This window comes from Flavobacterium terrisoli (genome assembly GCF_030167905.1).
In the GTDB taxonomy this organism is placed as follows: domain Bacteria; phylum Bacteroidota; class Bacteroidia; order Flavobacteriales; family Flavobacteriaceae; genus Flavobacterium; species Flavobacterium terrisoli.
Map to the genome: position 1 here is coordinate 170,283 of NZ_JARGNA010000004.1, position 22,126 is coordinate 192,408.

General features: G+C 37.8%; 25 protein-coding genes. 6 read left to right on the forward strand and 19 right to left on the reverse strand.

What is annotated here, in order from left to right:
* Nucleotides 1-54: 54 nt before the first annotated feature.
* The 4 genes from P1K33_RS06565 to P1K33_RS06580 all read right to left on the reverse strand — a co-directional run bounded on the left by P1K33_RS06565 (nt 55) and on the right by P1K33_RS06580 (nt 4,725).
* Nucleotides 55-936, reverse strand: a complete 882-nt coding sequence (locus tag P1K33_RS06565; protein ID WP_284652116.1) for a hypothetical protein — start codon at nt 934-936, stop codon at nt 55-57.
* Between the two features lie 101 nt (nt 937-1,037).
* Complete coding sequence (locus P1K33_RS06570) at nt 1,038-2,918, reverse strand: M56 family metallopeptidase (RefSeq protein WP_284652117.1); 1,881 nt, start codon at nt 2,916-2,918, stop codon at nt 1,038-1,040.
* 1 nt (nt 2,919) lies between these two features.
* A complete protein-coding gene (locus tag P1K33_RS06575) occupies nt 2,920-3,279 on the reverse strand; it encodes a BlaI/MecI/CopY family transcriptional regulator (RefSeq protein WP_284652118.1) in 360 nt (119 codons plus the stop codon).
* A 189-nt stretch (nt 3,280-3,468) separates the two neighbouring features.
* Complete coding sequence (locus P1K33_RS06580; protein ID WP_284652119.1) at nt 3,469-4,725, reverse strand: MDR family MFS transporter; 1,257 nt, start codon at nt 4,723-4,725, stop codon at nt 3,469-3,471.
* Nucleotides 4,726-4,862: 137 nt separating this feature from the next.
* Here P1K33_RS06580 and P1K33_RS06585 point away from each other — a divergent pair, with 137 nt between their 5' ends.
* Complete coding sequence (locus tag P1K33_RS06585; protein WP_284652120.1) at nt 4,863-5,450, forward strand: DUF1684 domain-containing protein; 588 nt, start codon at nt 4,863-4,865, stop codon at nt 5,448-5,450.
* Nucleotides 5,450-6,097 carry a TatD family hydrolase gene (locus P1K33_RS06590; protein ID WP_284652121.1) on the forward strand — a complete coding sequence of 216 codons (648 nt, stop codon included), beginning with the start codon at nt 5,450-5,452 and terminating at the stop codon, nt 6,095-6,097. Before P1K33_RS06585 ends, P1K33_RS06590 begins: the two co-directional genes overlap by 1 nt.
* A 52-nt stretch (nt 6,098-6,149) precedes the next feature.
* Here the strand turns inward: P1K33_RS06590 and P1K33_RS06595 are convergent, their stop codons facing one another.
* Nucleotides 6,150-6,527, reverse strand: a complete 378-nt coding sequence (locus tag P1K33_RS06595; RefSeq protein ID WP_284652122.1) for a hypothetical protein — start codon at nt 6,525-6,527, stop codon at nt 6,150-6,152.
* 101 nt (nt 6,528-6,628) lie between these two features.
* Complete coding sequence (locus P1K33_RS06600) at nt 6,629-7,021, reverse strand: hypothetical protein (RefSeq protein WP_284652123.1); 393 nt, start codon at nt 7,019-7,021, stop codon at nt 6,629-6,631.
* Nucleotides 7,022-7,194: 173 nt separating this feature from the next.
* On the opposite strand from P1K33_RS06600, the gene P1K33_RS06605 reads away from it, so the two are divergent.
* The 3 genes from P1K33_RS06605 to P1K33_RS06615 are packed head-to-tail and all read left to right on the forward strand — an operon-like array spanning nt 7,195 to nt 9,089.
* The gene (locus P1K33_RS06605; RefSeq protein ID WP_284652124.1) at nt 7,195-7,920 is read left to right on the forward strand and encodes a tRNA threonylcarbamoyladenosine dehydratase; all 726 of its coding nucleotides are present in this window, start codon (nt 7,195-7,197) and stop codon (nt 7,918-7,920) included.
* A 1-nt stretch (nt 7,921) separates the two neighbouring features.
* Complete coding sequence (locus tag P1K33_RS06610; RefSeq protein WP_284652125.1) at nt 7,922-8,425, forward strand: DUF1648 domain-containing protein; 504 nt, start codon at nt 7,922-7,924, stop codon at nt 8,423-8,425.
* Nucleotide 8,426: 1 nt separating this feature from the next.
* Complete coding sequence (locus P1K33_RS06615) at nt 8,427-9,089, forward strand: HAD family hydrolase (RefSeq protein ID WP_284652126.1); 663 nt, start codon at nt 8,427-8,429, stop codon at nt 9,087-9,089.
* Nucleotides 9,090-9,132: 43 nt separating this feature from the next.
* On the opposite strand, the gene P1K33_RS06620 is transcribed toward P1K33_RS06615, so the two are convergent.
* The 4 genes from P1K33_RS06620 to P1K33_RS06635 are packed head-to-tail and all read right to left on the reverse strand — an operon-like array spanning nt 9,133 to nt 11,959.
* Nucleotides 9,133-9,435 (reverse strand): hypothetical protein, encoded by a 303-nt coding sequence (locus P1K33_RS06620; RefSeq protein ID WP_284652127.1) that lies wholly within the window; start codon nt 9,433-9,435, stop codon nt 9,133-9,135.
* Nucleotides 9,436-9,493: 58 nt separating this feature from the next.
* Nucleotides 9,494-10,780: a cryptochrome/photolyase family protein gene (locus tag P1K33_RS06625; protein WP_284652128.1), complete on the reverse strand. Its 1,287-nt coding sequence runs from the start codon at nt 10,778-10,780 to the stop codon at nt 9,494-9,496.
* A gap of 9 nt (nt 10,781-10,789) precedes the next feature.
* The gene (locus P1K33_RS06630; RefSeq protein WP_284652129.1) at nt 10,790-11,488 is read right to left on the reverse strand and encodes an SDR family NAD(P)-dependent oxidoreductase; all 699 of its coding nucleotides are present in this window, start codon (nt 11,486-11,488) and stop codon (nt 10,790-10,792) included.
* A complete protein-coding gene (locus P1K33_RS06635; protein ID WP_284652130.1) occupies nt 11,489-11,959 on the reverse strand; it encodes an SRPBCC family protein in 471 nt (156 codons plus the stop codon).
* Nucleotides 11,960-12,093: 134 nt separating this feature from the next.
* Between P1K33_RS06635 and P1K33_RS06640 the strand changes: the two genes are divergently transcribed.
* Nucleotides 12,094-12,942, forward strand: a complete 849-nt coding sequence (locus P1K33_RS06640) for a DUF2911 domain-containing protein (RefSeq protein WP_284652131.1) — start codon at nt 12,094-12,096, stop codon at nt 12,940-12,942.
* 51 nt (nt 12,943-12,993) lie between these two features.
* On the opposite strand, the gene P1K33_RS06645 is transcribed toward P1K33_RS06640, so the two are convergent.
* The 9 genes from P1K33_RS06645 to P1K33_RS06685 all read right to left on the reverse strand — a co-directional run bounded on the left by P1K33_RS06645 (nt 12,994) and on the right by P1K33_RS06685 (nt 22,099).
* A complete protein-coding gene (locus tag P1K33_RS06645) occupies nt 12,994-14,715 on the reverse strand; it encodes a sodium:solute symporter family protein (protein ID WP_284652132.1) in 1,722 nt (573 codons plus the stop codon).
* 110 nt (nt 14,716-14,825) lie between these two features.
* Nucleotides 14,826-17,327 (reverse strand): PIG-L family deacetylase, encoded by a 2,502-nt coding sequence (locus P1K33_RS06650; protein WP_284652133.1) that lies wholly within the window; start codon nt 17,325-17,327, stop codon nt 14,826-14,828.
* A 96-nt stretch (nt 17,328-17,423) separates the two neighbouring features.
* Entirely contained in the window at nt 17,424-17,831 is a 408-nt protein-coding gene (locus P1K33_RS06655; RefSeq protein WP_284652134.1) for a hypothetical protein, read from the reverse strand.
* Between the two features lie 222 nt (nt 17,832-18,053).
* Nucleotides 18,054-18,518, reverse strand: coding sequence for a hypothetical protein (locus P1K33_RS06660; protein WP_284652135.1), 465 nt, complete (start codon nt 18,516-18,518; stop codon nt 18,054-18,056).
* A 187-nt stretch (nt 18,519-18,705) separates the two neighbouring features.
* The gene (locus tag P1K33_RS06665) at nt 18,706-19,236 is read right to left on the reverse strand and encodes a mechanosensitive ion channel family protein (RefSeq protein WP_284652136.1); all 531 of its coding nucleotides are present in this window, start codon (nt 19,234-19,236) and stop codon (nt 18,706-18,708) included.
* A 4-nt stretch (nt 19,237-19,240) separates the two neighbouring features.
* Nucleotides 19,241-19,822: a Maf-like protein gene (locus tag P1K33_RS06670; RefSeq protein WP_284652137.1), complete on the reverse strand. Its 582-nt coding sequence runs from the start codon at nt 19,820-19,822 to the stop codon at nt 19,241-19,243.
* Nucleotides 19,815-20,741 carry a geranylgeranylglycerol-phosphate geranylgeranyltransferase gene (locus tag P1K33_RS06675; protein ID WP_284652138.1) on the reverse strand — a complete coding sequence of 309 codons (927 nt, stop codon included), beginning with the start codon at nt 20,739-20,741 and terminating at the stop codon, nt 19,815-19,817. Before P1K33_RS06675 ends, P1K33_RS06670 begins: the two co-directional genes overlap by 8 nt.
* An 85-nt stretch (nt 20,742-20,826) precedes the next feature.
* Nucleotides 20,827-21,354, reverse strand: a complete 528-nt coding sequence (locus tag P1K33_RS06680; protein ID WP_284652139.1) for a KdsC family phosphatase — start codon at nt 21,352-21,354, stop codon at nt 20,827-20,829.
* A complete protein-coding gene (locus P1K33_RS06685; RefSeq protein WP_284652140.1) occupies nt 21,338-22,099 on the reverse strand; it encodes a Rossmann-like and DUF2520 domain-containing protein in 762 nt (253 codons plus the stop codon). Before P1K33_RS06685 ends, P1K33_RS06680 begins: the two co-directional genes overlap by 17 nt.
* Nucleotides 22,100-22,126 lie beyond the last annotated feature (27 nt).

Consider the following 22,126-nt stretch of genomic DNA (forward strand, 5'->3'; position numbering starts at 1 on the left):
TCGGACCTCGTGTGTGCTAAAATAAAAAAAACCGCTGAATTGCGGTTTCTTTATTTATGCTTTCTGAGTCTTCACAGTCGATTTTGCCTTTTGGAGTTCCTTTTTGGCGTTTTCCAGTTCTTCTTTGGCTTTCTCCAATTCTTTTTTGGCGTCTTCCAAATCTTTATCTCCGGAATGTTCATTGCTATGGTTTCGATGCTTCATTAAACCATCCATTTGTTCCTGCATTTTTTTCATTTGGTCAGCCATACTGCTACTGCCATTGAAATTGAAGTGATAAATGTCATCATGGTTGAAATTTTCTGTTTTGTTATTTTTCTTTATTTCTTCAATTTCTTCAGCGGTGTAATCATCGCCGCCTTCAACTACTTCGCCATCTTCAATTACCAAAGGCTTTTTGCCATCTTTCTTGATGATAATTTTTGATTTGTTTTGCCCAAAAGTTTGTCCTTCCGGAAACTTAAATTCAAAATGTTTATTGGGTAAATTGTCGTTGTCAAAATTGAAATTGTATTCTTTTATAAAATCTTCATTTCCCGAAAACCCTGAAAAGAAAGGATTGTCTCCAAATGAAGCTCCTGAATCCCCAAAACCAACTTCATCACCTTGCTTGAAAAATTTAATGGTGGCGATTGGTTTTTTATTGTCGTAGCTCAAAGAACCTTTACTGCCGTTTTTGTCCTCAAAGGAAACATCAATAGCGATAATTTCGTTGTTGGAATTGCGTTTTACATTGGAGTATTTGATGGTAACACCATAGTCACTCAATGCCTTGACATCATCTTTCATTTCCTGCTCAGGGGTATTTTTATTCCAGGTCATGACTACGTTGTCTTTCACCGGAATATTGTTCCAGGTTTGGGGTTTACTGGTTTGAGCAAAACTAAAAACAGTGGATAACAGTAGCACAACTGCTAAACTCAATTCTCTTTTCATAATATAAAAAATGGTTTAAAATTAAATTTCTTTGATATATCAATTCAAACTTATGAAGTTCTTGAATTCTGACATAACAGATTTGCAAAACTTTAACTTTTCTATTTGTCTTTTTTCAAATCTGCTTTGGCTTTTTCAAGCTCAGCTTTGGCTTTCAGCATTTCCTCTTTGGCTTGTATCATTTCTGCTTTGGCTTTTTCAATCTCCGCTTTGGCTTTTTCCATTTCGGGTTTAGCATCATGGTATTCTTTTTTGGCGCGTTCCATTTCCGGTTTTCTTTTATCCATTTCAGCGCGTACTTTGGCCATTTCTTCTTTTACCTTTTCTTTCTCCACGCGAACCATTTCCATTTGCTTTTTGATTTCAGGTTTCATGCGCTCTACCTGAGCTTTCGCATCCGCTTTGAATTTGGCTACATCCTTTCCGTTGATGATCACTTTGCTTTCTTTTCCATCTTCATTGTCAATTGAAATACTATACTGGCCTTTAACATCGGCTTCTTTCAGCGCTTTTTCTATTTCAGCATCGTCGCTCAAAACTTTACCATTAACGATTACCATTGGTTTTTTATCGCCACCTTTTTTGATTATGATTTTCGAATTCTCATCACCGCTCCAGGCAAAGGCTTCTCCGAATTCAGGTATCTCAGGCATTTCAGGAAGTTCTGCCAATTCGGGCAATTCCATATCCAAATCAATATCAAAACTTTTCAATGATGGTAAAGAATCATTAAAGCCATAAGCGAAAGCTTCTCCTTCACTGATCCTTACACCCGGTACATTGGCATATACTTTAACGCCTCTTGGTCTTCCAAACCCAATAGATTCATTGTTTTTGTAGAAATGAATAGGAGCAATCGGCTCTTTGCCATCAACATGCGAAACCCCTTTATTACCGTTTTTGTCTTTGAATTCCACTTTGATTCCGGTGATTTCACCTTTGTCATTTCGCTTGATTTTAGAGCATTTTAAAGTAACGCCGTGTTCTTCTTTCAGTCTTTTTACTTCTTCTTTTAATTCCGCTTCAGAAGTGTTTTTGTTGATAACCAATCGAACTTCCTCACGGTGTTGCAAAGATCGGGCAACTTCTGCGTCGGATTCTTTTTCCTGTGCAATGGTTTTGATTTGGAATAAGAACACAAAACCGATTAAGGCCGGAATTACCAAGGTGTATTTCCATGAATTTCTTTTGTGGGATTGATGTGTGTTTAACATAACGATTCGTTTTTTGATTAATGATTGATAAAAATTATTAGTGATTGATAAGCAATTTTGATGAGAAATCGCTTTTAAAAGTGCTCTTTGGTACACTTTCGGGTCTTGTAATTGTTGTACCGCTTTTTGATCGGCGATATATTCTAAATTCTGGATGATGGCTTTTTTGTACAACCAAACAAATGGATTGAACCAAAAAAGGATGCAGAATATTTTGGCGACCATCACATCAAAAGAATGCTTCTCCTGACTGTGCACTTTTTCGTGTAAAAGGATGCTCTGCAATTCTTCCTCAGTATATAAAGACGAATTGAAAACAATATAATTAAAGAACGAAAAAGGCGCAATGTCATGGTTTAAGTCGACAAGCGTAAAACTTTCATTTTTAGTTTTTTGCTGCTGATAAAGCATTTGAAATAATGACATGAAATTGATGATAATCTTAGTCAGTAAAAGTAAAGCAATGATGATGTAACTAATCCAAACAAATTGCATCCAATCAAATGCTTCAGCAGCGGGAACTTGTTGCACCGGAGTATTGGTATTGGCATACGCAACCAAATCTTCCAAGGCTATTTTTGGTCTTTCGACATAGATGATTTTCTTAATGGAAAAGAATGGCAATAGGAGTGAAGTGAACAATCCTGTGATTAAAAACCAGCGGTTGCTGTTGAAGAAAGTTTCTTTGCGTACCAGAAAATGGTAAGCCAAATAAAACAGGGCAATTAAGCCGCTTGATTTTAAAAGATAGATGAACAATGTTTCCATATTACTGTTTTTTCTCGATGATGGCTAAAATCTCTCTTAATTCCTCAGCCGAAATCTTCTCTTCTTCGGCAAAAAAGGAAACCAAATTTTTATACGAGCTGTTGAAATAGTTATCAATGGCCGTATTCATAAAGCGTTTTCTGTAATCTTCCATTTTAACGATAGGAAAGTACTGGTGCGTGTTTCCAAAAGCATTGTGTCCCACAAAACCCTTTTCCTCCAGGTTTCTGATGATGGTGGAAAGCGTATTATAGTGTGGTTGTTCTTCCGTGATCTCTGCTAAAACTTCTTTTACGAAAGCTTTTTTAAGCTTCCATAAAATTTGCATAATCTCTTCTTCCTTGTTGGTTAACTTTTGCATGATTATATCGTTTAAAAAGGTTTATTTAAATTGACTAAACAAACGTATAACTATTTTTCTAGTTACGCAACTATTTTTATAGTTATTTAACTATTTTTTAAGATTTGAAATTAAAAGGAGGAAGCCCAGTGGGCTTCAGGTAGATAAATTTTAGTTGGTAAGCTATAGAATAAACGATATAAAAAAGCCTTAAACCATACTAATAGATTTGTTTTCTTTTTGAATCAGGCGGTAAACCCAAATCCCTGAAAATGCGCCCATCAAACCAAGGATTCCCATAAACAGCCAATTCATTTGATAGCCAAATTGGAAACCATACTCAAGACTATAATAGGCGATGATTCCCATACCGATTTTAGCACTGAGAATATGGGCCAAACTGTAGCTCATTGTATAAATGGCCATATAACGACCTTCATGTCCTTTAGGTGCTCGACTCAAAGCCACCGAATTGGAGAACGGGAACGCAAACATTTCAGCAAAGGTCATAAACAGCATCATGATAACCAGGATGCCTGCCCAGGTATTGACCAGCATCAGGAACAAACTAACCGCCATTAGCAAACAGCCAAAAGAAACAACTTTCACTTTGCTGATTTTCTTTCGCTCCACATAACTCACAATCGCCATCTCGCATAAAAATACCAAGACACCATTCATGGTGAGCAGCAAACCGGTCTGTAATTCAGTCAAATGGAACTGTTCCCTGTGGTATAACGGAATCGTAGTGAACACCTGAAAGAATAAAACGCCTGAAACCAAACAGGTAAAAAGGAATATCCAAAAAGGCTTGTCTTTAAAAACCGAATGGGTTAACACCTCACCAGGATGTTCTTTATCCCTGAAAGCAGACTTTTTCTTTTCCTTTACTTTGATCCAAAAAATCAGAATGGCAACGATGCAGGTAATTCCGTCTGCCCAGAATAAGCCTCGGTAACCAATATTCATGATAATCAAACCACCCATGGCCGGACCTGCAGCAAAGCCAAGGTTTATGGCCAATCGGACTAAAGTCAGCGCGCGTGTTCTATTTTCGGGTTTGGCATAAGCACCAATAGACACAAACATTGCTGGCCGATACATATCAGCAACCGTCATAATCAGAAACATACTGACGCAAAGACCAACAAAACTAGTAACAAACTGAATCACAAAAAACATCAAACCGCTGGTCAGTAGGCTGAAAATCATGATTCTGTAGAACCCGATTTTATCCGACAATTTGCCGCCCAGCCAGGAACCGAGCATCGAACCAACTCCAAAGCAAACCATAATGGTTCCAATTTCATCGTAGTGAAAACCCAAATCTTCCTTTAAATATTTGGACAGGAAAGGCAATACCATGGTACCGGCACGATTGATAAAGGTGATGATGGTTAGTATCCAAATCTCTCTGGAAAAGCCTTTAAAGTTATTGATGTAGCGTTGGAAAGCAGTTTTGAGCATGGTTGATGATTACTTCGTCTGTTCGAGCTTACACTCTCGAGTGATTTTGTAAAGTTACGAAGTTACGGAGTCACTGAGAAGCTAAGTTTCTAAGTTTTCAAACATTTTTTACCCTATTTTTGTTGAAAACAAGCCCGATGAAAAAATTACTTTGCTTTTTGTTATTCCTAAATGGTTTTACGCTTTTGGCACAAGTATCTTCCAAAGAGTACCAGGAAAAGCTGAATAAGGAGTATGGCAATAAAGAAGAAAGCCCACTGACCGATGAAGATTTTAAAAACTTCAAAAGCCTTGATTTTTATCCTATTGATGAAAAATTCATTGTAGAAGCCAAGTTTACGCGAACGCCTGATGAGAAAGTCTTTAAGATGAAAACTACCGGTACGCGTTTGCCTGAATACGTGAAATATGGCGAATTGGCTTTTACGCTCGATGGGAAATCATTTCAATTGAATCTGTATCAGAACATCGAATTGATTAAGAAAGAAGGTTATGCCGATTATCTTTTCCTGCCGTTTTCTGATTTGACCTGTGGAAAGGAAAGCTATATTGGCGGGCGTTATATTGATATGAGAATCCCAAAAGGAGAAACCATAACCATCGACTTTAACAAAGCTTACAATCCTTATTGCGCTTATAACCACAAATATTCCTGTCCGATTGTGCCACTCGATAATGATTTGGACATCGAAATCTTAGCCGGAGTAAAGAAGTTTCACGACTAATGCCTTTTTACAACTTACATACACACCAATTTACCAATGATGCCAATACCGTTGAATTGGTCAACCAATATCCATGGGAATTCATCGATGGCATTCCTCAATATTCCATTGGCATTCATCCCTGGTATATCAATGAAGATAGATTATTTTCGGATTTGCAAATCATAGAAGAGAAACTGCAATTACCCGAATGCCTGGCGTTAGGTGAATGTGGTTTGGACAAACGCATCGAAATCCCAATGAATCTGCAGATTGAAGTCTTTGAAAAGCAAATTTTCTTAGCCGAAAAGTACCAAAAGCCATTGGTATTGCACTTGGTCGCGGCGTATCAGGAATTGGTGGAAATCAAAAACCGATTGAATATTTCGGTGCCGATCATACTCCACGGATTCTCAAAAAATGAGCAAATCGCCAAACAAATGCTTGATAATGGTTTCTATCTGTCTTTTGGCAAATATTTATTGCGCAATCCCGAATTGAAGCAAACTTTCCTTTCCGTGCCCGATGACCGATTTTTTCTGGAAACCGATACCATTGAAGAAACTTTAGCTGAAGTTTACACCGTGGTAGCTCAATACAAAAACATTTCGATAGAAGCGCTGCAAACACAGGTAGAAGAGAATTGGAAGAAGGTTTTTAAAAAATAAAAAGACCGCAAACCTGAGCCTGCAGTCTTTCTCAAGATCGAAATTTACTTTTCTAATTGAATTGTTTTGCAATAAAACGCGTGAGGTTTTCTTCACTCATTCTGTTGGAAGTGCTTTCGGTGGAAATCGCATTTTTATACTGTGGCGTGTCTGCCAGGAATTTCATGAACTGCTCCTGAACCTGTCCGGTTCCCGTGATGTGAATTTCATCAATATTGGGCATCGTATGGACAATTTCCTTAAAGTACTTTTGCGTTAGGCTTATCTCCTGATTGTTGGTGGTTTTTTCACTCGAATGACGCTCAGGGCCAATGTTCTTTACGTGACCAATGATTATAAAATCTCCGTTTTCAAGATCTTCTTTCCCTACGATGGTTGCGGTGTGGGAATCCATCCAAACACCAAACTGCTTTTTGTTTTTCTCTGACATAATTTACTTTTTCTTAAAGGTAAGCCCTTTATAAAGTAAAGATTTTATTTTGGGTTAAGATTGTGATATCTTCAGCTTTTGCATTTGAAAATAAATGACCCTTATTCAAGCGTTGTAATGTGTATGTTGTTGCTGTAATAAACGTTGGATCCCACTATAGCATACACTCGTGCATAGTAATGGGTATTACTTGTTAATCCGGTTAAAGTGGTCGTAAACTGCCCGGTTGGGCTGGCGTTGAGTATTTTCTCATCCTCAATTGTAGGATTGGCAGTTGTACGGTAGCAAATGCCGCTTTGGGCAACCGTAGTGTTTGCAGCAGCGGTAATTTCACCAATTATCGTGGTACTGGTGCTTGTTGTGTTAGTCGCTAATACAGAATTGATTTGAGGTGCATTGGGATTAGTTGGTTCATCATTGGAAGAACAAGAATAAAAAGTGGCTACTGCAAAAAGTGCCAGCATGCTTTTTTTAATTTTTTGAGAAATAATCATAGCTGTGATTTTTTGGTTTAACAAGTGCAAATATAATAGATTGTTACATTTTTTACTTATTGAAAACAGTAGTTTGCATTTGCTTCAAAGACAAAATGTTTTTAACAGTTAAACCTTAACAAATCCATTTGTGATTTTTACTTATTTTTGCGCTTTCAAAATTCGTATTTCAAATGGCACAGTGGCAGGAAAGAGCAGAACTTTTATTCAAAACTGAAGGGTTAAACAATTTAAAAAATGCCAACGTATTGGTCGTTGGACTTGGTGGTGTAGGTTCGTTTGCCGCAGAGTTTCTGGCTCGTGCAGGCGTGGGCAACATGACCATTGTCGATGGTGATGTTGTCGATATTACCAATGTAAACCGTCAATTACCGGCGTTGCATTCTACCGTTGGGATGCCCAAAGTGCACATAGTAGGCGACAGGCTGATGGATATCAACCCGGAGCTCAACTTAACCCGTTTGGAGGAATTCCTTTCTCCGGAACGTGCCTTTGAATTGGTTACACCCGACTTTGATTATGTGTTGGATTGCATTGACAGTGTAACACCCAAACTGAACTTATTGATTGCTTCCAAACGTAAAAAAGTAAAAGTCATCAGCAGTATGGGCGCCGGCGGAAAGTACGAAGCCAGCAAAGTAAAAGTGCGCGACATCAGCCGTACAGAATATTGCCCATTGGCCAAAAACATGCGCAGGCGTTTGAAAGAACATAAAATATCAAAAGGAATCAAGGCAGTTTTCTCAACTGAAATGCCAGATGAAACCAGCGTAAAGCTAACCGATGGGAAAAACTATAAAAAGTCGTTTTACGGAACCAACAGTTGGATGCCTTGCCTTTTCGGATTACACGCCGCTGAAACGGTAGTGAAATACCTGCTTAAAAAAGAAAAACACTAAGATGTCAACTGCCGAAAGACCTCTGATAAAGCTACAGCTAACCATTACCGATAAGATTCTGGAAGTTGTTGGTTTATTAGTACTGCTGGGCTTTTGGTTTTTTATGTTATCCCATTATACTCAATTGCCGGATATTATTCCAACGCACTTTGGCGGTGGAGGAAAACCCGATGGTTACGGCAGTAAATGGACCATTATTATGTTGCCGATTGTAGGTACTTTGCTTTACACGGGGTTGACCATAGTTTCGAGATTTCCACATAAATTCAATTATACCGCTACCATTACCCAAGCCAATGCCGAAAAGCAATACAGCATCATGGTTCGCATGATCCGCGTAATGAAAACAATGGTGCTTTTGACATTTTTCGTACTGGATTATCAAACCACACAAATTGCTTTGGGTTTGCCTGATATATTTGGCAACTGGTTTTTGTTTTTGCTTTTTGCCATGATATTTGTCCCATTATTCTATTTTCTTATTCAATCCTCAAAAAACTCATAAATTGATACAAACTGTAATCTTCGATATGGATGGTGTAATTGTAGATACCGAACCGGTACACCATTTTGCCTACAACGAGCAATTCAAACAACTGGGCATTGATATTTCTCCCGAAATGTATGCGTCCTTTACAGGGAATTCTACCAAGAACATCTTTGAACGACTGAAGGCCGAATTTAATTTGGAACAGGAAGTAGAAGCTTTGGTACAAACCAAGCGCAATCTGTTCAATGATGCTTTTGATAAAAAAGAAGATTTATTTTTATTGGATGGCGTAGAAGATTTAATCAAGGAATTGCACAGCAAAGGCATGCAGTTGGTTTTGGCTTCGTCTTCGGCTAAAGTGACCATCAACAGGATTTTCAATCGTTTTAATCTGCACCAATACTTTTCACATATCGTTTCGGGAGAAGACTTTCCGAAGTCCAAACCACATCCGGCTATTTTTGAACATGCCGCTTTTTTAGCACAAACTCCGGTAAACAATTGCATCGTTATTGAAGACAGTACCAATGGTGTTTTAGCAGCTAAAGCTGCCGGTATTTACTGTGTAGGCTATGACAGCTTTCATTCAAAGATGCAGGATTATTCTAAAGCAGATAAAGTGATTACCGATTTTAACCAACTGAACTATGACATCATCAGGAACATAAAAAATCAGTAGCTTTAGGAAATAAAAAAGCCGGTTTAAATGCCGGCTTTTTTTATTATTTTTTGATTTCTACATCAACGTCTTTACTGTCAACGTCAACTCCATCATTACTTATTTTTACTGAAGTACCGTCTTTTTCTTCAACAGTATCTTTTACTACTACTGTATCAGTAGTGACTGTATTTGTTTCAATAGTTTCAGTAGTTTTCTCTACTTTTTTTTCACAGGAAGACAAGGCAAAAAATAACGTCAATCCTACAATCAAACTGAGCTTTTTACTCATGGTTTTAAAATTGTTTTTCGGGTATTCGTGACCCGAGCCTAAAAGGCGAACGGATGAAATAATCTTCGATTTCATAATATATGGTTTTAAAGTTTAAGTAAAGGTAAACCACTGCTTCAATTCGTATGTTACATTATTCCAATGCTTTCTTATAGATTTTCAGGCAATTATCACGTGCTGTTGCATGATCCACAATTGGCTCGGGATAGTCAGAAGTATTCAATTCAGGGATCCATTTTTTGATGTAAGCTAAATCTTTGTCAAATTTCTTAATCTGCTCAGTTGGATTAAAGATCCTGAAATAGGGCGCAGCATCCACACCGCTTCCGGCAGCCCATTGCCAGTTGCCCACATTGCTGGCTTGTTCGTAATCCAAGAGTTTTGAGGCAAAATAAGTTTCGCCCCAGCGCCAGTCAATTAATAAATGTTTGCATAAAAAACTCGCCACTATCATGCGCACCCGATTGTGCATATGACCGGTTGTGTTTAGTTCGCGCATTCCAGCATCTACAAAAGGATATCCAGTTTGGCCATCACACCATTTTTGGAACAACGTTTCATCATTACGCCATTGGATTTCGTCATATTTGGGCCTGAAGCTTTTATGGATGGTATGAGGGAAATGCCAAAGAATCTGCATAAAGAACTCACGCCAAATGAGTTCCTTGAGAAAAGTTTCGTTTTTACTTTCCGCTGCTTTGATTACCATCTGCCGAATGGAAACCACTCCAAAACGCAGATAGATTCCAAGATGCGACGTTTTATCGATAGCCGGAAAGTTGCGTGTGGCTTCATAATTATCGATTAAATCATTAGAGATGTCATAAGGTGGTACTTTGATTTCTGAAGGTTTGAATCCGATGGCAGACAAAGTCAGAAAAGGATAGGAGTGAACCGTTATTTTTTCTAAGTAATCTTCTGAATTGTAATTGACTAACTTAAGTTTGTTAAAGTGTTCTTTCCACTTATTTGAATACGGAGTATAAACCACATAAGGTGTTCCATCCTCTTTGACCACTTCACTTTTTTCAAAAATGACCTGGTCTTTGCTCGTCTTGAATTCAATATCGTATTCGCTGAACAAATGGTACAATTCCAAATCGCGTTTGCGGGCATAAGGTTCGTAATCGTGATTGGTGTAAACGGTTGTGATTTGGTTCTCGGTTAGTATTTTATTGAAGACTTCAAAAGGATCACCATAGAAAACCGCCAATGATTTGCCAACGCTTTTCAGTTGATTTTGAATCTTGCTCAGTTGCTGATGGATAAAAGTAACACGGGCATCATCTTTGGGCAATTGTGAAAGAATGTTTTCGTCAAAAATAAAAATAGGCAAGACTTCATCACCACTTTTCAGCGCATGAAAAAATCCAACATTGTCTTCTAATCGCAAATCGCGTCTAAACCAAAAAATATTCATATCGTAAATTTAGGCATTAACCAATAAAGTTGACATTCCGCCGTCAACATGAAATACCTGTCCGGAAACCCAACTGCTATTATCTCCCAATAGAAACACGGCCATTTGTGCCATGTCATTGGGTGTGCCGACACGTTTTAAAGGGTGCCGCTGTGCTGACTTTTCTTTTTTCTCCTCATTGCTCAAAAACTTTTCTGCTAATGGCGTATCGGTTAGTGATGGTGCAATTACATTCACTCTTATTTTTGGAGCATATTCAGCGGCTAATGCTTTGGCAAAACCTTCAATCGCGCCTTTGGAAGCAGCCACACTGGTGTGAAAAGGCATTCCCATACTGGCGGCAACCGAACTAAATAATACAATACTAGATTGTTCAGCAGCAGTCAGATTGGGTAAAACTGTTTGAATGACTTTGATCAAACTGATAAAATTGATTTGCAAATCGCTTTCAAAAGCTTCGGGCTTTAAGCCACGAAACGGTCGCAGGTTAATACTGCCGGGGCAATACACCAAACCATGAATCACTTCAGGTAATTTTGAAGTGTCTAATATGTCTGTAGTAGCATCAAATAGGATGGAAGTAACATTCATTCCAGATAACCCTTCATTGGTTCTTGATGCAACATAAATGTTGTTTTCGGATTGCAATGTTTTGGCTAAGGCTAAACCAATACCGTAGGAACCGCCAATTAATAGTATGTTTTTCATTTATTCTGCTTTATATTCCCCAAAAATTTCGATAAGTTTCATTTTTCGGAAGTAGAAGATTTCCTTAAGTTTTGGTTTGACCAAAAAAGGATGCACCAATTGTCCTAGGATTCCCATTGGGACTTTATAATCAACTATATCTTCCATTTCCACACCACCGGGAATTTCTTTTAGAAAATGCTTGTGGTGCCAAAGCGCATAAGGTCCGAACCGTTGTTCGTCAACAAAATATTTCTTGTCCTGAACATGGGTTATTTCGGTCACCCATTTTATTGGAATGCCCAAAACCGGTGTGACGATGTATTGAATGATTTGCCCCGCAAACATTGGTTTATCATCACCTGAAAGCGTTTTAAATCCCATATAATCCGGAGTAATGGTCTTGAGATTTTTTGGATTTGATAAAAATTCCCAAGCTTCTTCCAATGACACAGGAAGATTTTGTTTGGTGTGTAAGGTGTAAATCTTCATTCTATTTTCTTGTAAAGATACGAATTGTTTAATATATATTAAAAAATGTTAAACAGTTTGATTTTTCATTTAAGTTTATATTAACATTTGAAAGCCGAACAATTTGTAATTTTGGACAAACTAAAACAAACATTATGAGAAAAATTATTTTTGCTTTGGCAGTATTGATTGCCAATTTTACGATTGAAGCTCAAGTAAAAACACCGGCACCAAGTCCGAAATCAACTTTGAATCAAGTCGTTGGTTTGACTGATGTGACCATAGAATACTCAAGACCAAGTGCCAAAGGCAGAGCAGTTTTTGGTGATTTAGTTCCTTTTGGGAAATTATGGAGAACCGGTGCCAACCAAAATTCCATGATTAGTTTCAGCGAAGATGTTGTGATTAAAGGCGCTACTTTGAAAAAAGGTAAATATGCTATTTTTACTACGCCAAAAGCAGACATGTGGGAAGTAATTTTTTATTCAGATACAGAGAATTGGGGTACTCCGGAAAACTGGGATGAGAATAAAGTCGCCTACAAAACCAACGTAGATCCGATTCTTTTAAACAACCATGTTGAAACTTTTACCTTAGGTATCAACAATGTAACCAATGACAGTGCGACGCTAGATATTTCATGGGAAAAAACAATGGTTTCTGTAAAGTTTGAAGTACCAACTCAAAAAGCGGCTATGGCAAGCATCAATAAAGTATTGGCCGGTCCAACCGCCGGAGATTATTTTGCTTCGGCTCAATATTTCTATCAATCAGAAGGTGATATGAACAAAGCTCTGGAATATGCAAATAAAGCTATTGCTTTAGCCAAAGAAGAAGTTCCTTTCTGGCATTTGAGATTGAAGTCTTTAATCCAGGCAAAATTGGGCGATAAAACAGGAGCGGTAGCTACTGCAAAATTATCATTAGCCGGTGCTGAAAAAGCTAAAAATGGCGATTACATTAAAATGAACAACGACAGCATCAAGGAATGGAGTAAAAAATAATTTACTACAACAATATACAAAGCCACGAATTCAACAGAGTTCGTGGTTTTTTTATGCCATCACTTTTTGTTTGCCTTTCATCCCCAATTGCCATAGAATAGACAATACAACGGTTAATGAAGCACCTATGAAATTCAACCACAAGTAGCCCAGTTTTTCCTGTCCGGTCGGGTAGATGTGAATGAAATTATAATAAATCAAGATGATGGTCGTCTGGCTGATGACTGCACTGTAGAAAATTGCATTGGCTCTGACGAACTTGACATAGAATCCAACGAGGAAAACCCCCAGAACCGTTCCGTAGAAAATAGAACCAACAATGTTTACCAACTGAATCAGGTTTTCAAAAAGCGTTCCTACACAGGCAAAAAGTATGGCAATTACACCCCAAAGCAGGGTAAAAGCTTTGGTCGCATTTACAAAATGTCTTTCCGATTTGTTGCCGGTAACATTTCGCTTGTAGATATCAATCGCTGTGGTTGAAGCTAATGCGGTCAATCCCGAAGCGGAAGATGACATCGCAGCCGATAGGATTACGGCCAGCAATAATCCGATTAAACCGGAAGGCAGATAGTTCAGGATAAAATAAATAAACACATAATCCTTATCATTGGTTTCTGCCTTGCTGTCTACTTTGGCGATGATTTCTTTTGCCTGATCGTGTAAATCTTTTTCTTTTCCTGAAAGCGATATCAATTTTTGACGGAGAATTGGATTGTCATAATTCTGATTCAAATGGTCAATATACAACAGGTTAAACTCTTTTTTTTCTTCGGACAATTGCGTTAGCTGTTTCTCCAAAGAATTGTATTGTTCGGCATAAACTGACTTTTCAACAGCTACTTTATTGATTGGATTAAAATGCAGCGGCACCGGATTGAATTGGAAAAAGACAAAAACCATTACACCGGTCAATAGGATAAAGAACTGCATTGGCACTTTTAAAAAGCCGTTCATGATTAATCCCATTTGGCTTTCCCGGTCTGATTTTCCGGATAAATAGCGCCCAACCTGCGACTGATCGGTTCCAAAGTAAGATAACATCAGAAAGAAACCACCAGTAATGCCACTCCAAAAGGTATAACGATTTTCGGGATCAACCGAAAAATCAAGAATATTCATTTTGTCATTGGCACCCGCAATATGCATCGCATTGGAGAATGTCATATCATTGGGCAACAAATGAAGAATCAGGAAGAACGTGATAAACATACCGCTCATGATGATAAACATCTGCTGTTTTTGCGTCACGTTAACCGCTTTGGTTCCACCGACAAAAGTGTAGATGATAACCAATATTCCGATGATAACGTTGAGCAATGTCAGGTTCCAACCTAAGATGGAAGATAATATAATCGCCGGAGCATAAATCGTCAAACCGGTTCCTAATCCACGCTGGATTAAGAATAAAACGGCGGTAAACGAACGTGTTTTTAAATCAAATCGCTGCTCTAAATATTCATAAGCGGTAAAGACTTTGAGTCGGTGATAAATGGGAATAAAAGTCATGGAAATCACGACCATGGCTATCGGTAAACCAAAATAGAACTGTACAAATCCCATTCCGTCATGATAGGCCTGACCCGGAGTTGAAAGGAAAGTAATCGCGCTGGCTTGCGTCGCCATGACAGAAAGACCAACAGTCCACCAAGGCGTTTCTTTGTTGCCTAAAATGTATTCTTCCACATTGGCGCTTCCTTTGGTTTTATACACCCCGTAGAAAACAATAAATAGCAGCGTTACCGATAATACAATCCAGTCGAGTTGTTGCATGTTAGAAGAATAATTGCATTAGTATGAAAAAGACAATGATATAAATAGCATTGACGATCAATACCCAAGTATAACTATTTTTCCACGTTGATTTTTTTTCTGATTCCATATTATTTTCCAATTGCTAGTAGGTTTGCTAATAATCTAAAGGCACCGGGAACTCCTTCGGGCAATTCCCTGAAAAAACTCAATCCGGTATAGATGTAATTTCCTTTGCCGTATTTTGCGACAAGCAGCGCTCCGTTTTTGGGTTTTTCTCCTTTGTCATTGGCCGAAAGGACAGGAGTGAAGTTGGTATCCCATTCTCCGGGATAATACAAACCTTGCTCTTGTTTCCAGCCTTTGAAATCGTCGATAGTGATTTTATTGGGGTAATTCAGGACTTGATGATTTGGTGCTAAAAAACGAACTTCGGCATCTTCTTCAGTTACTCTGTCACGCGATATTTTCAAGCTGTATGGCGCCATTTCTTTGGTTACCAAATCATCGGTGGTGTTGTATTGCACGATCATGGTTTTGCCGTTTTTGACAAAATCCAATAAGATGTTTTGTTTGAAAGCCAAAGCATTGACCACATTGTAAGCTCTGATTCCGGTCATGACTACATCGAATTCTTCCAGTTTTTCAGTGGTGATTTCTTCGGGTTTGAGGATTTGCACTTCGTAACCCATTTGGGCCAAACTCTTTGGCACTTCATCACCGGCGCCCATGATATAAGCGATTTTTTCGTTTTTGGTTTTGATTTTCAGACGAATTCCTTTGGCTTCAGCCGTCTTCAATACCATTTGTTTGTAGATGTGGGAATAGTTGATATCGACTTTTTCTTTGTCGAAGGTTTGTCCGTTTACCGTAACCACGCTTTTGATATCAATTTCACTGGCTTCTTCCGATGGAGAAACAGTGAAAACGGCCAAAACATCTTGTCCTTTTTTATCAATCGCAAACGGAATTTCAGCAGGAGAAACTCCCCAGTACTGAGGCACTTCCAATTTTACAGTCCCATTGATATTGTCTCTTCCTGCTTTGACTTTTATCGTAACCGTTTTGCTTCGGTCATTGTTGAAAATATACACCTTCTCGGCAATAGAAGAAGTCGCTACCGGAACAATGTCTAAAGGTTGGTACACTTCACCTTTAACATCATCATTGTATTTGTAAATTACATTGCGTTCAAAAGGAATCTCAACATTATTGATTACAATCCAAAAGCCCACTTTCACCTGGCGCAATACATCGGGAACACCGATGTTTTCTTGCTTGTCTACACGGTACATTCCAATGGTTCCTTTTTGGTTCAACCAATAAGCATTGGTATAATCAAGGCTATTTGGAAGTTGGAAAGTATTACTTTCCGTAAAAGGAATATTTCTTTTTAGTTCAACATTGACTGTTTTATCTGAAACATAAGCCGGTACAGCTCCGATTCCGGTCAGCCTCATAGCAACATCACTTCGGTTTATCGCTTCAATTTTAACTTTTAAAGGACTTCCGGGTGTAGCTTCCTGGGTTTCGGCAACGGCTTCCAAGTATAAACCGGCACAGGCGGAGATAATTTCCTTGATTTCCTCTGATTTGATTGTTTTCCAATGTTTGTCTTCTAAATTTTCGATTAACTTATAAGCTTCAACCAATTGAGGAATGCTTGCCGAAGGGTTTTTGAAATCGAAATTTTTCTCCACAGCATATAAAATATCACCAATAGCTTTTCCGCCTTCAACGCGATTCCAGCTAGTGTCAATTCCTTCGAACAGATTGGTCTTATCTTTTGGCATATCACCTTTTAAGAATTCCAAATATTCATCTTCTTCACCTCGGGTTCCGGTTGATCCAAAACCTTGTGATTGATGGCGGCTTCTGCTTAATGCAGCAATTTCCTGATTGGATTTACCAATCGATTGGTAATAGGTGCCGATTTTAAGATTGACTAAGTTGGTTTTATCTGCGGCATCAAATTTTTCTTTACTGCCATAAAACCACCAGGAAGTATTGAAGAATAATCGTCTTGGTTCCCAAATACTTACATATTCCAATTGTTCCGGATAAACCAGAGCATTACTGGCTTTGTCAAAAGCTTCAAAACTCAGCATCGCAGAAGAAGTATGATGGCCATGCGTCGTTCCGGGAGAACGATGGTCAAAACGGTTGATGACTACATCGGGTTGGAATTTTCGAATGGCCCAAACCACATCGCTCAAAACTTGGTCTTTGTCCCATATTTTTAAGGTTTCGTCAGGGTTTTTGGAAAAACCAAAATCATTGGCACGGGAAAAGAATTGTTTACCTCCGTCAATTTTTCGGGCTTCGATTAATTCCTGTGTTCGGATAACACCCAGCAATTCCCTTAATTCAGGTCCGATAAGATTCTGACCGCCATCACCACGGGTTAAGGATAAATAACCAGTTCTTGCTTTTTTATCATTAGACAACCAGGAAATCAAACGGGTATTTTCGTCATCGGGATGTGCAGCTATATAAAGCACCGAACCCAAAAAGTTTAGTTTCTGAATTTGGTTGTATATCTCAACAGCATTAGGTTTTACGGGCTGTTGCGCCCATAAGGCCTGCGATATAAAAAAAAGGAAAATAAAAGGTAATGAATAAAGCTTCTGCATTGTGATGACTTTAATGGCAATAGCTTCAAATATAAACATTAAATAAAAAGCAGCGTTTTATTTAATTTGTTTTTAACAAATGCAAAAATGTCGGCTCTATTCTGTTGAAGCTGTTGTGTTTGTGAATCTCCCTTTTGAATTGTATGGGTACATTTTTCGGTGCGCCTTTAAAAACTGATAGGGCATTTCATCATCAAAATCGGTAATTGTTACCCGGGCTTTATTGTAAAGTGAATAACCTCCGTATCCTTTTGGTAGTTCCGGTGCAGTCATCCATTCTCCTTTTTCTTTGAAATAATAAACCATTTTAAGGTTGTCAAAATAGGCTTCAATATTCGGGAAATAGTAATAACGGATATAGCAATTGGTTTTCTTATCAATAGGTAGCTTCTCCATTTTGGCCTTAGTTTGCTTCTCCAGTTCGCTTACGCTCAAGTCTTGTGAGTAAGCACAATTAAAAGCCAAAACAACAACAAATGTGAGCAATACTTTTAGTGTTTTCATGTTTTGTAGATTTGGGGTTAACAAAAAATCATTCAACTATTTGACAATCTGTAACAAATGTATGATTATTTATCCTTTAAAAGCAAATTTTAACGCTGAAATGCATAAATAGGATTTAAAATTAAGAATAATACTATTTTAATGTGCTGATAATTAAGTGATTAAATAAAAAAGGGTAAAGAAATTAATCCTTACCCTTTATAATATTATAGAAGTATTCTTCTATTTATTGCCTTTTCCTTTTCCCTTGCCATTTCCGCCTCCATGACCATTGCCATGCCCTTTTCCGGGATGGCCTGCAGCTTTGTAATTGCCATTTCCTTTGCTTTTCCAGTTACCGTTTCCTTTGTATTTTACTTTGTGGGTTTTGTAATAGGCATAAGGTCTGTCGCCTCTATAATCTCTTAAGTAAATGGTTTGTCCGCGACGTAAATCATAACCTCTGTAATAAGAAGGAAGTGCAGCGGAACGATGCCAACTACCATTTCTTAGATAAATATATCTTCTGGCCGGAACATCATAATACACTTCGATATCCGGAAGATAATAATACCTAACTTCAACCGGAGCTGCCGGTGCCCAAACCGGTGGCGTACCTACATTTACATTTACTGAGACTTGTCCTTGACTGCTTATTGTAACCATCAACATGGTTGCCAATAAAAATAATAACTTACTTGTTTTCATAACTTTCAATTTTGGTTCTTAAATTTTTGTTCTTTTTATTACTTACACTGAAGTATAAGTTTAGATTTTGGCATAAAGGGTAAATATTAATTACACATATATTACTTGGTAAGTAACATCCCAAAATTAGTGCCATAAAGTACAAAGCTTGTTATATGATTTTTGTTAAAATTTACAGAATTTCTTGTTAATCCGTGAATTCTTTATCCTCAAACTTAGGTTTTACGATGGAAATTCCCTTTTGAAGCAAGAGATTGTTGGGATAAACAATTCTTTCCCCATCTTTATTAATTAAGTCTGTATGAAAGGCGTTGATGTCGATTATTTCACCTTCAACCTGGAAATCTTTGTCGTGTACTTTAATGACATCCCCAATTTTAAAAGGAAATGAGAAGAATAAAATGATACCCGAAGTAATGTTACTCAGAATTGACCATTGGGCAAACATCGCCACACCAACCACAGTTGCAATGGAAGAAAGCGTTATCAAGATATCTTTCTTTTGTACACCCCAAATGACAATCAGGGAAATAACGGCCAAAATACTAATCAGTAAATGAATGTATTTGATTACCAGATTGGTTCTCTTTTCAAGTCCGGTGTGTGATCTTGAATATCTCTTTACTGCTTTGGTAACAATGATTCTAAGAAAAAATACCACAAGGACTACCAGTCCGGTAGCAATCGCTTCTTTAACATAGGTATCAAAAAAAGTCATGTTCTTATAAATTAGTTAGATAAGCATACACTTTATCGGTTGGCATGCCAACCACATTAGTATAGGAGCCATCAATTCTGGCAATGGCAACCAATCCAATCCATTCCTGAATGCCATAAGCACCAGCTTTGTCAAATGGTTTATAATTATCCAGATAATAACGGATATCATCATCCGAAATTTTGTTGAAAGCCACTTTAGTTGCTTCAAAAATGGTTTCGGTCTTAGCAGTGGTTTTAAAACAAACGGAAGTAATCACTTCATGCGTTTTGCCCGACATTGATTTCAGCATCTGAAAGGCATCATTATAATCTTTGGGTTTTCCTAAGGCTTTATTCTCAAACCAAACTATGGTATCGCTGGTGATTAAAATTTCATTTTCAGCAATTTCACCTTCAAAAGCATTGGCTTTCAAAATGGCTAAAAAATTGGTGATTTCAACACCCTGAAGGTCTTCAGGATAAATCTCTGCAATATCTTTAAGCCTGATTTCAAAGTCTAAATCCAGGTCTTTCAAAAACTGTTGTCTTCGTGGAGAACCCGAAGCCAGAATTATTTTGTAGTTTTTATTAAGGGAATTAAGCATTATTTTTAACATTCAGATTGATGACTAAAATAGACAATATTCCGAAGAAAATCACCCACTTTAACACGGTGCTTAACATATGGAAATCCTTTTTGCTTTTGGCGTTCCAAATTTTAACCAAAAAGAAAATCATTGGGCCTACGACAAATATAAGTCCGTAAATCACCGCATAATAAAGCTGATTGTTCATCAAATAAGTATTGATGTACAAAAGCAAAATTAAGGTAGCCATAATAGCTAATCCAAAGACAACCTTAGCCGTTCGGCTCACACCGAGAACGATTGGTAAAGTATTCATTCCTTGATTGTAATCACCATTAACATCTTCCATATCTTTAACAATTTCCCTGATAAAATTAATGATAAAAGCAAATAGGGCATAGTCCAAAAGCAAGGAGAAATAAACACCCATTTCTTTTCGGTTGCTTTCAAAAGTAAGTGGCGATAAATCGTAAAGGCCTATGATTAAAATACTGATTCCTAAAAGAAAGGCAACTATAAGATTTCCAACCAGCAACATTCTCTTAAATGTTGTGGCGTATAAATACAACAAAGTCACAATGATGATGAAAATCCCGGCAAATGTTGGCTTCTGAATGGTGTTTGATAAATAAAAACCAATTCCAACTCCGGTTACATTCAGCGCAAAATAAATATTATAGCCCATGGCTTCAGAGATGCGTTTGCCAATCACAACATTATTGGGTTTGTTATCGTTGTCAGTTTCCTGATCCATAATATCGTTGATGATATAACCGGCTGCGGCAATCATTACGGTAGCTAAAACCAGCAATACATATTGAAAATCACTCAGAAACAAATAAATAGCTTCATGTTTTAAGAAACCATATCTAAAGACCAACTGCATAAAAGCGAGTAATAATAAATTTTGGTAGCGTATTAATTTTAAAAAGTTCATTTCTTTAGTTGATTCGGTTATTTGTTAATTTTTTCCGCTGCGCTCCATACAATTCGGCTACGCCTCGGGTTGGTTATCTGTAAAATCAATCGTGTTTTCCGTTGTAGTACATATGCCATTTTCCTTGTACTTTCATCACTTGTTCAATTACTTCACGAACGGCACCACGGCCACCGTTTTTATGGGAGATGTATTTGGAAATGGCTTTGATTTCGGCCACTGCATCTTGCGGACAGGTAGGCAAACCCGACAATTGCATTACATGAAAATCGGGAATATCATCACCCATATACAAAACTTGTTCGGGTTTGATATTGTACAATTCAATATATTCTTTAAAAGTGGCCACTTTATCCGGCGAAGCCAAATGAATATCGGTAATGCCTAAATTTCTTAGTCTGATTCGAACACCTTCATTGCTGCCACCCGAAATAATACAGACATGATAACCGCTTTCTACTGCTGCTTTCATCGCAAAACCATCCCTGATATTCATAATACGAAGCATTTCGCCTGTTGGTGTTACGTGAACCGAACTATCAGTCAAAACGCCGTCTACATCAAAAATAAATGTAGTAATATCATTCATGACTTCTTTATAACTTTTTCCCATTATCAATAATAGATTTTGTTAGCAATTTATAGATTTCTTTTTGGTTATCATCGGTTAAAAATGCCAGATGTGCATTGATGGTTTGTGTGTCTTTTCTTTGTGCCGGACCGGTTTGCGCCTCGTTGGGTGAAAGTGTCAAAATTTTATTGGCAGTTTCCTGAATCAGCGGTTTTAAGATGTCGAAAGACAACTGGTTTTCGGTACAAATTTGGTTCCCTATTTGGTACAAATGATTGACAAAATTAGACACAAAAACGGCTGCAATGTGCAACGCCTTTCTCTGTTCCGAATTGACCGGGTAAATTACTTCAGAGATTGATTCTGCAACGGTTTCAAGCGTTTTGTAATCGTCTACATTTTGAGCTTCCAGGCAAATCGGAATGATTTTAAAATCGATTGCTTTCGATTTAGAGAATGTTTGCAACGGATAAAAAACACCTTTGCGATTGGTATCACTTAAAGCCGCCATGTTGACACTTCCCGAAGTATGGGCAACCAATTGATTCTTTAGAGGAATTTGATTCGAAACATTTTCAATAGCATCATCGGAAACCGCTATGATGATTAAATCTGCCGGTTGGAGTAGGTCGTAATCCGAAATGATTTTATTGGCATCGAGTAGGTGAGCAACACTACTTTTTTGACGGGTCAGCACTTGAATTAACTCAATTTCAGGAGCTTCTGTAAAAGCTGCAATCAAGTGATGTGCCACATTTCCGGAACCAATTATACTGACTGATATCATTCCGTAAAAGTAGTAAAAAATGAGGGA

Bases quoted from the DNA above. Each gene is read 5' to 3' on its own strand.
- P1K33_RS06680 (WP_284652139.1), bottom strand. From the start codon at position 21,354: ATGGGAAAAAGTTATAAAGAAGTCATGAATGATATTACTACATTTATT.
- P1K33_RS06570 (WP_284652117.1), bottom strand. From the start codon at position 2,918: ATGGAAACATTGTTCATCTATCTTTTAAAATCAAGCGGCTTAATTGCC.
- P1K33_RS06595 (WP_284652122.1), bottom strand. From the start codon at position 6,527: ATGTCAGAGAAAAACAAAAAGCAGTTTGGTGTTTGGATGGATTCCCAC.
- P1K33_RS06665 (WP_284652136.1), bottom strand. From the start codon at position 19,236: ATGACTTTTTTTGATACCTATGTTAAAGAAGCGATTGCTACCGGACTG.
- P1K33_RS06660 (WP_284652135.1), bottom strand. From the start codon at position 18,518: ATGAAAACAAGTAAGTTATTATTTTTATTGGCAACCATGTTGATGGTT.
- P1K33_RS06590 (WP_284652121.1), top strand. From the start codon at position 5,450: ATGCCTTTTTACAACTTACATACACACCAATTTACCAATGATGCCAAT.
- P1K33_RS06610 (WP_284652125.1), top strand. From the start codon at position 7,922: ATGTCAACTGCCGAAAGACCTCTGATAAAGCTACAGCTAACCATTACC.
- P1K33_RS06685 (WP_284652140.1), bottom strand. From the start codon at position 22,099: ATGATATCAGTCAGTATAATTGGTTCCGGAAATGTGGCACATCACTTG.
- P1K33_RS06565 (WP_284652116.1), bottom strand. From the start codon at position 936: ATGAAAAGAGAATTGAGTTTAGCAGTTGTGCTACTGTTATCCACTGTT.
- P1K33_RS06635 (WP_284652130.1), bottom strand. From the start codon at position 11,959: ATGAAGATTTACACCTTACACACCAAACAAAATCTTCCTGTGTCATTG.
- P1K33_RS06655 (WP_284652134.1), bottom strand. From the start codon at position 17,831: ATGAAAACACTAAAAGTATTGCTCACATTTGTTGTTGTTTTGGCTTTT.
- P1K33_RS06645 (WP_284652132.1), bottom strand. From the start codon at position 14,715: ATGCAACAACTCGACTGGATTGTATTATCGGTAACGCTGCTATTTATT.
- P1K33_RS06575 (WP_284652118.1), bottom strand. From the start codon at position 3,279: ATGCAAAAGTTAACCAACAAGGAAGAAGAGATTATGCAAATTTTATGG.
- P1K33_RS06650 (WP_284652133.1), bottom strand. From the start codon at position 17,327: ATGCAGAAGCTTTATTCATTACCTTTTATTTTCCTTTTTTTTATATCG.
- P1K33_RS06580 (WP_284652119.1), bottom strand. From the start codon at position 4,725: ATGCTCAAAACTGCTTTCCAACGCTACATCAATAACTTTAAAGGCTTT.
- P1K33_RS06605 (WP_284652124.1), top strand. From the start codon at position 7,195: ATGGCACAGTGGCAGGAAAGAGCAGAACTTTTATTCAAAACTGAAGGG.
- P1K33_RS06630 (WP_284652129.1), bottom strand. From the start codon at position 11,488: ATGAAAAACATACTATTAATTGGCGGTTCCTACGGTATTGGTTTAGCC.
- P1K33_RS06640 (WP_284652131.1), top strand. From the start codon at position 12,094: ATGAGAAAAATTATTTTTGCTTTGGCAGTATTGATTGCCAATTTTACG.
- P1K33_RS06675 (WP_284652138.1), bottom strand. From the start codon at position 20,741: ATGAACTTTTTAAAATTAATACGCTACCAAAATTTATTATTACTCGCT.
- P1K33_RS06585 (WP_284652120.1), top strand. From the start codon at position 4,863: ATGAAAAAATTACTTTGCTTTTTGTTATTCCTAAATGGTTTTACGCTT.
- P1K33_RS06670 (WP_284652137.1), bottom strand. From the start codon at position 19,822: ATGCTTAATTCCCTTAATAAAAACTACAAAATAATTCTGGCTTCGGGT.
- P1K33_RS06620 (WP_284652127.1), bottom strand. From the start codon at position 9,435: ATGAAATCGAAGATTATTTCATCCGTTCGCCTTTTAGGCTCGGGTCAC.
- P1K33_RS06625 (WP_284652128.1), bottom strand. From the start codon at position 10,780: ATGAATATTTTTTGGTTTAGACGCGATTTGCGATTAGAAGACAATGTT.
- P1K33_RS06600 (WP_284652123.1), bottom strand. From the start codon at position 7,021: ATGATTATTTCTCAAAAAATTAAAAAAAGCATGCTGGCACTTTTTGCA.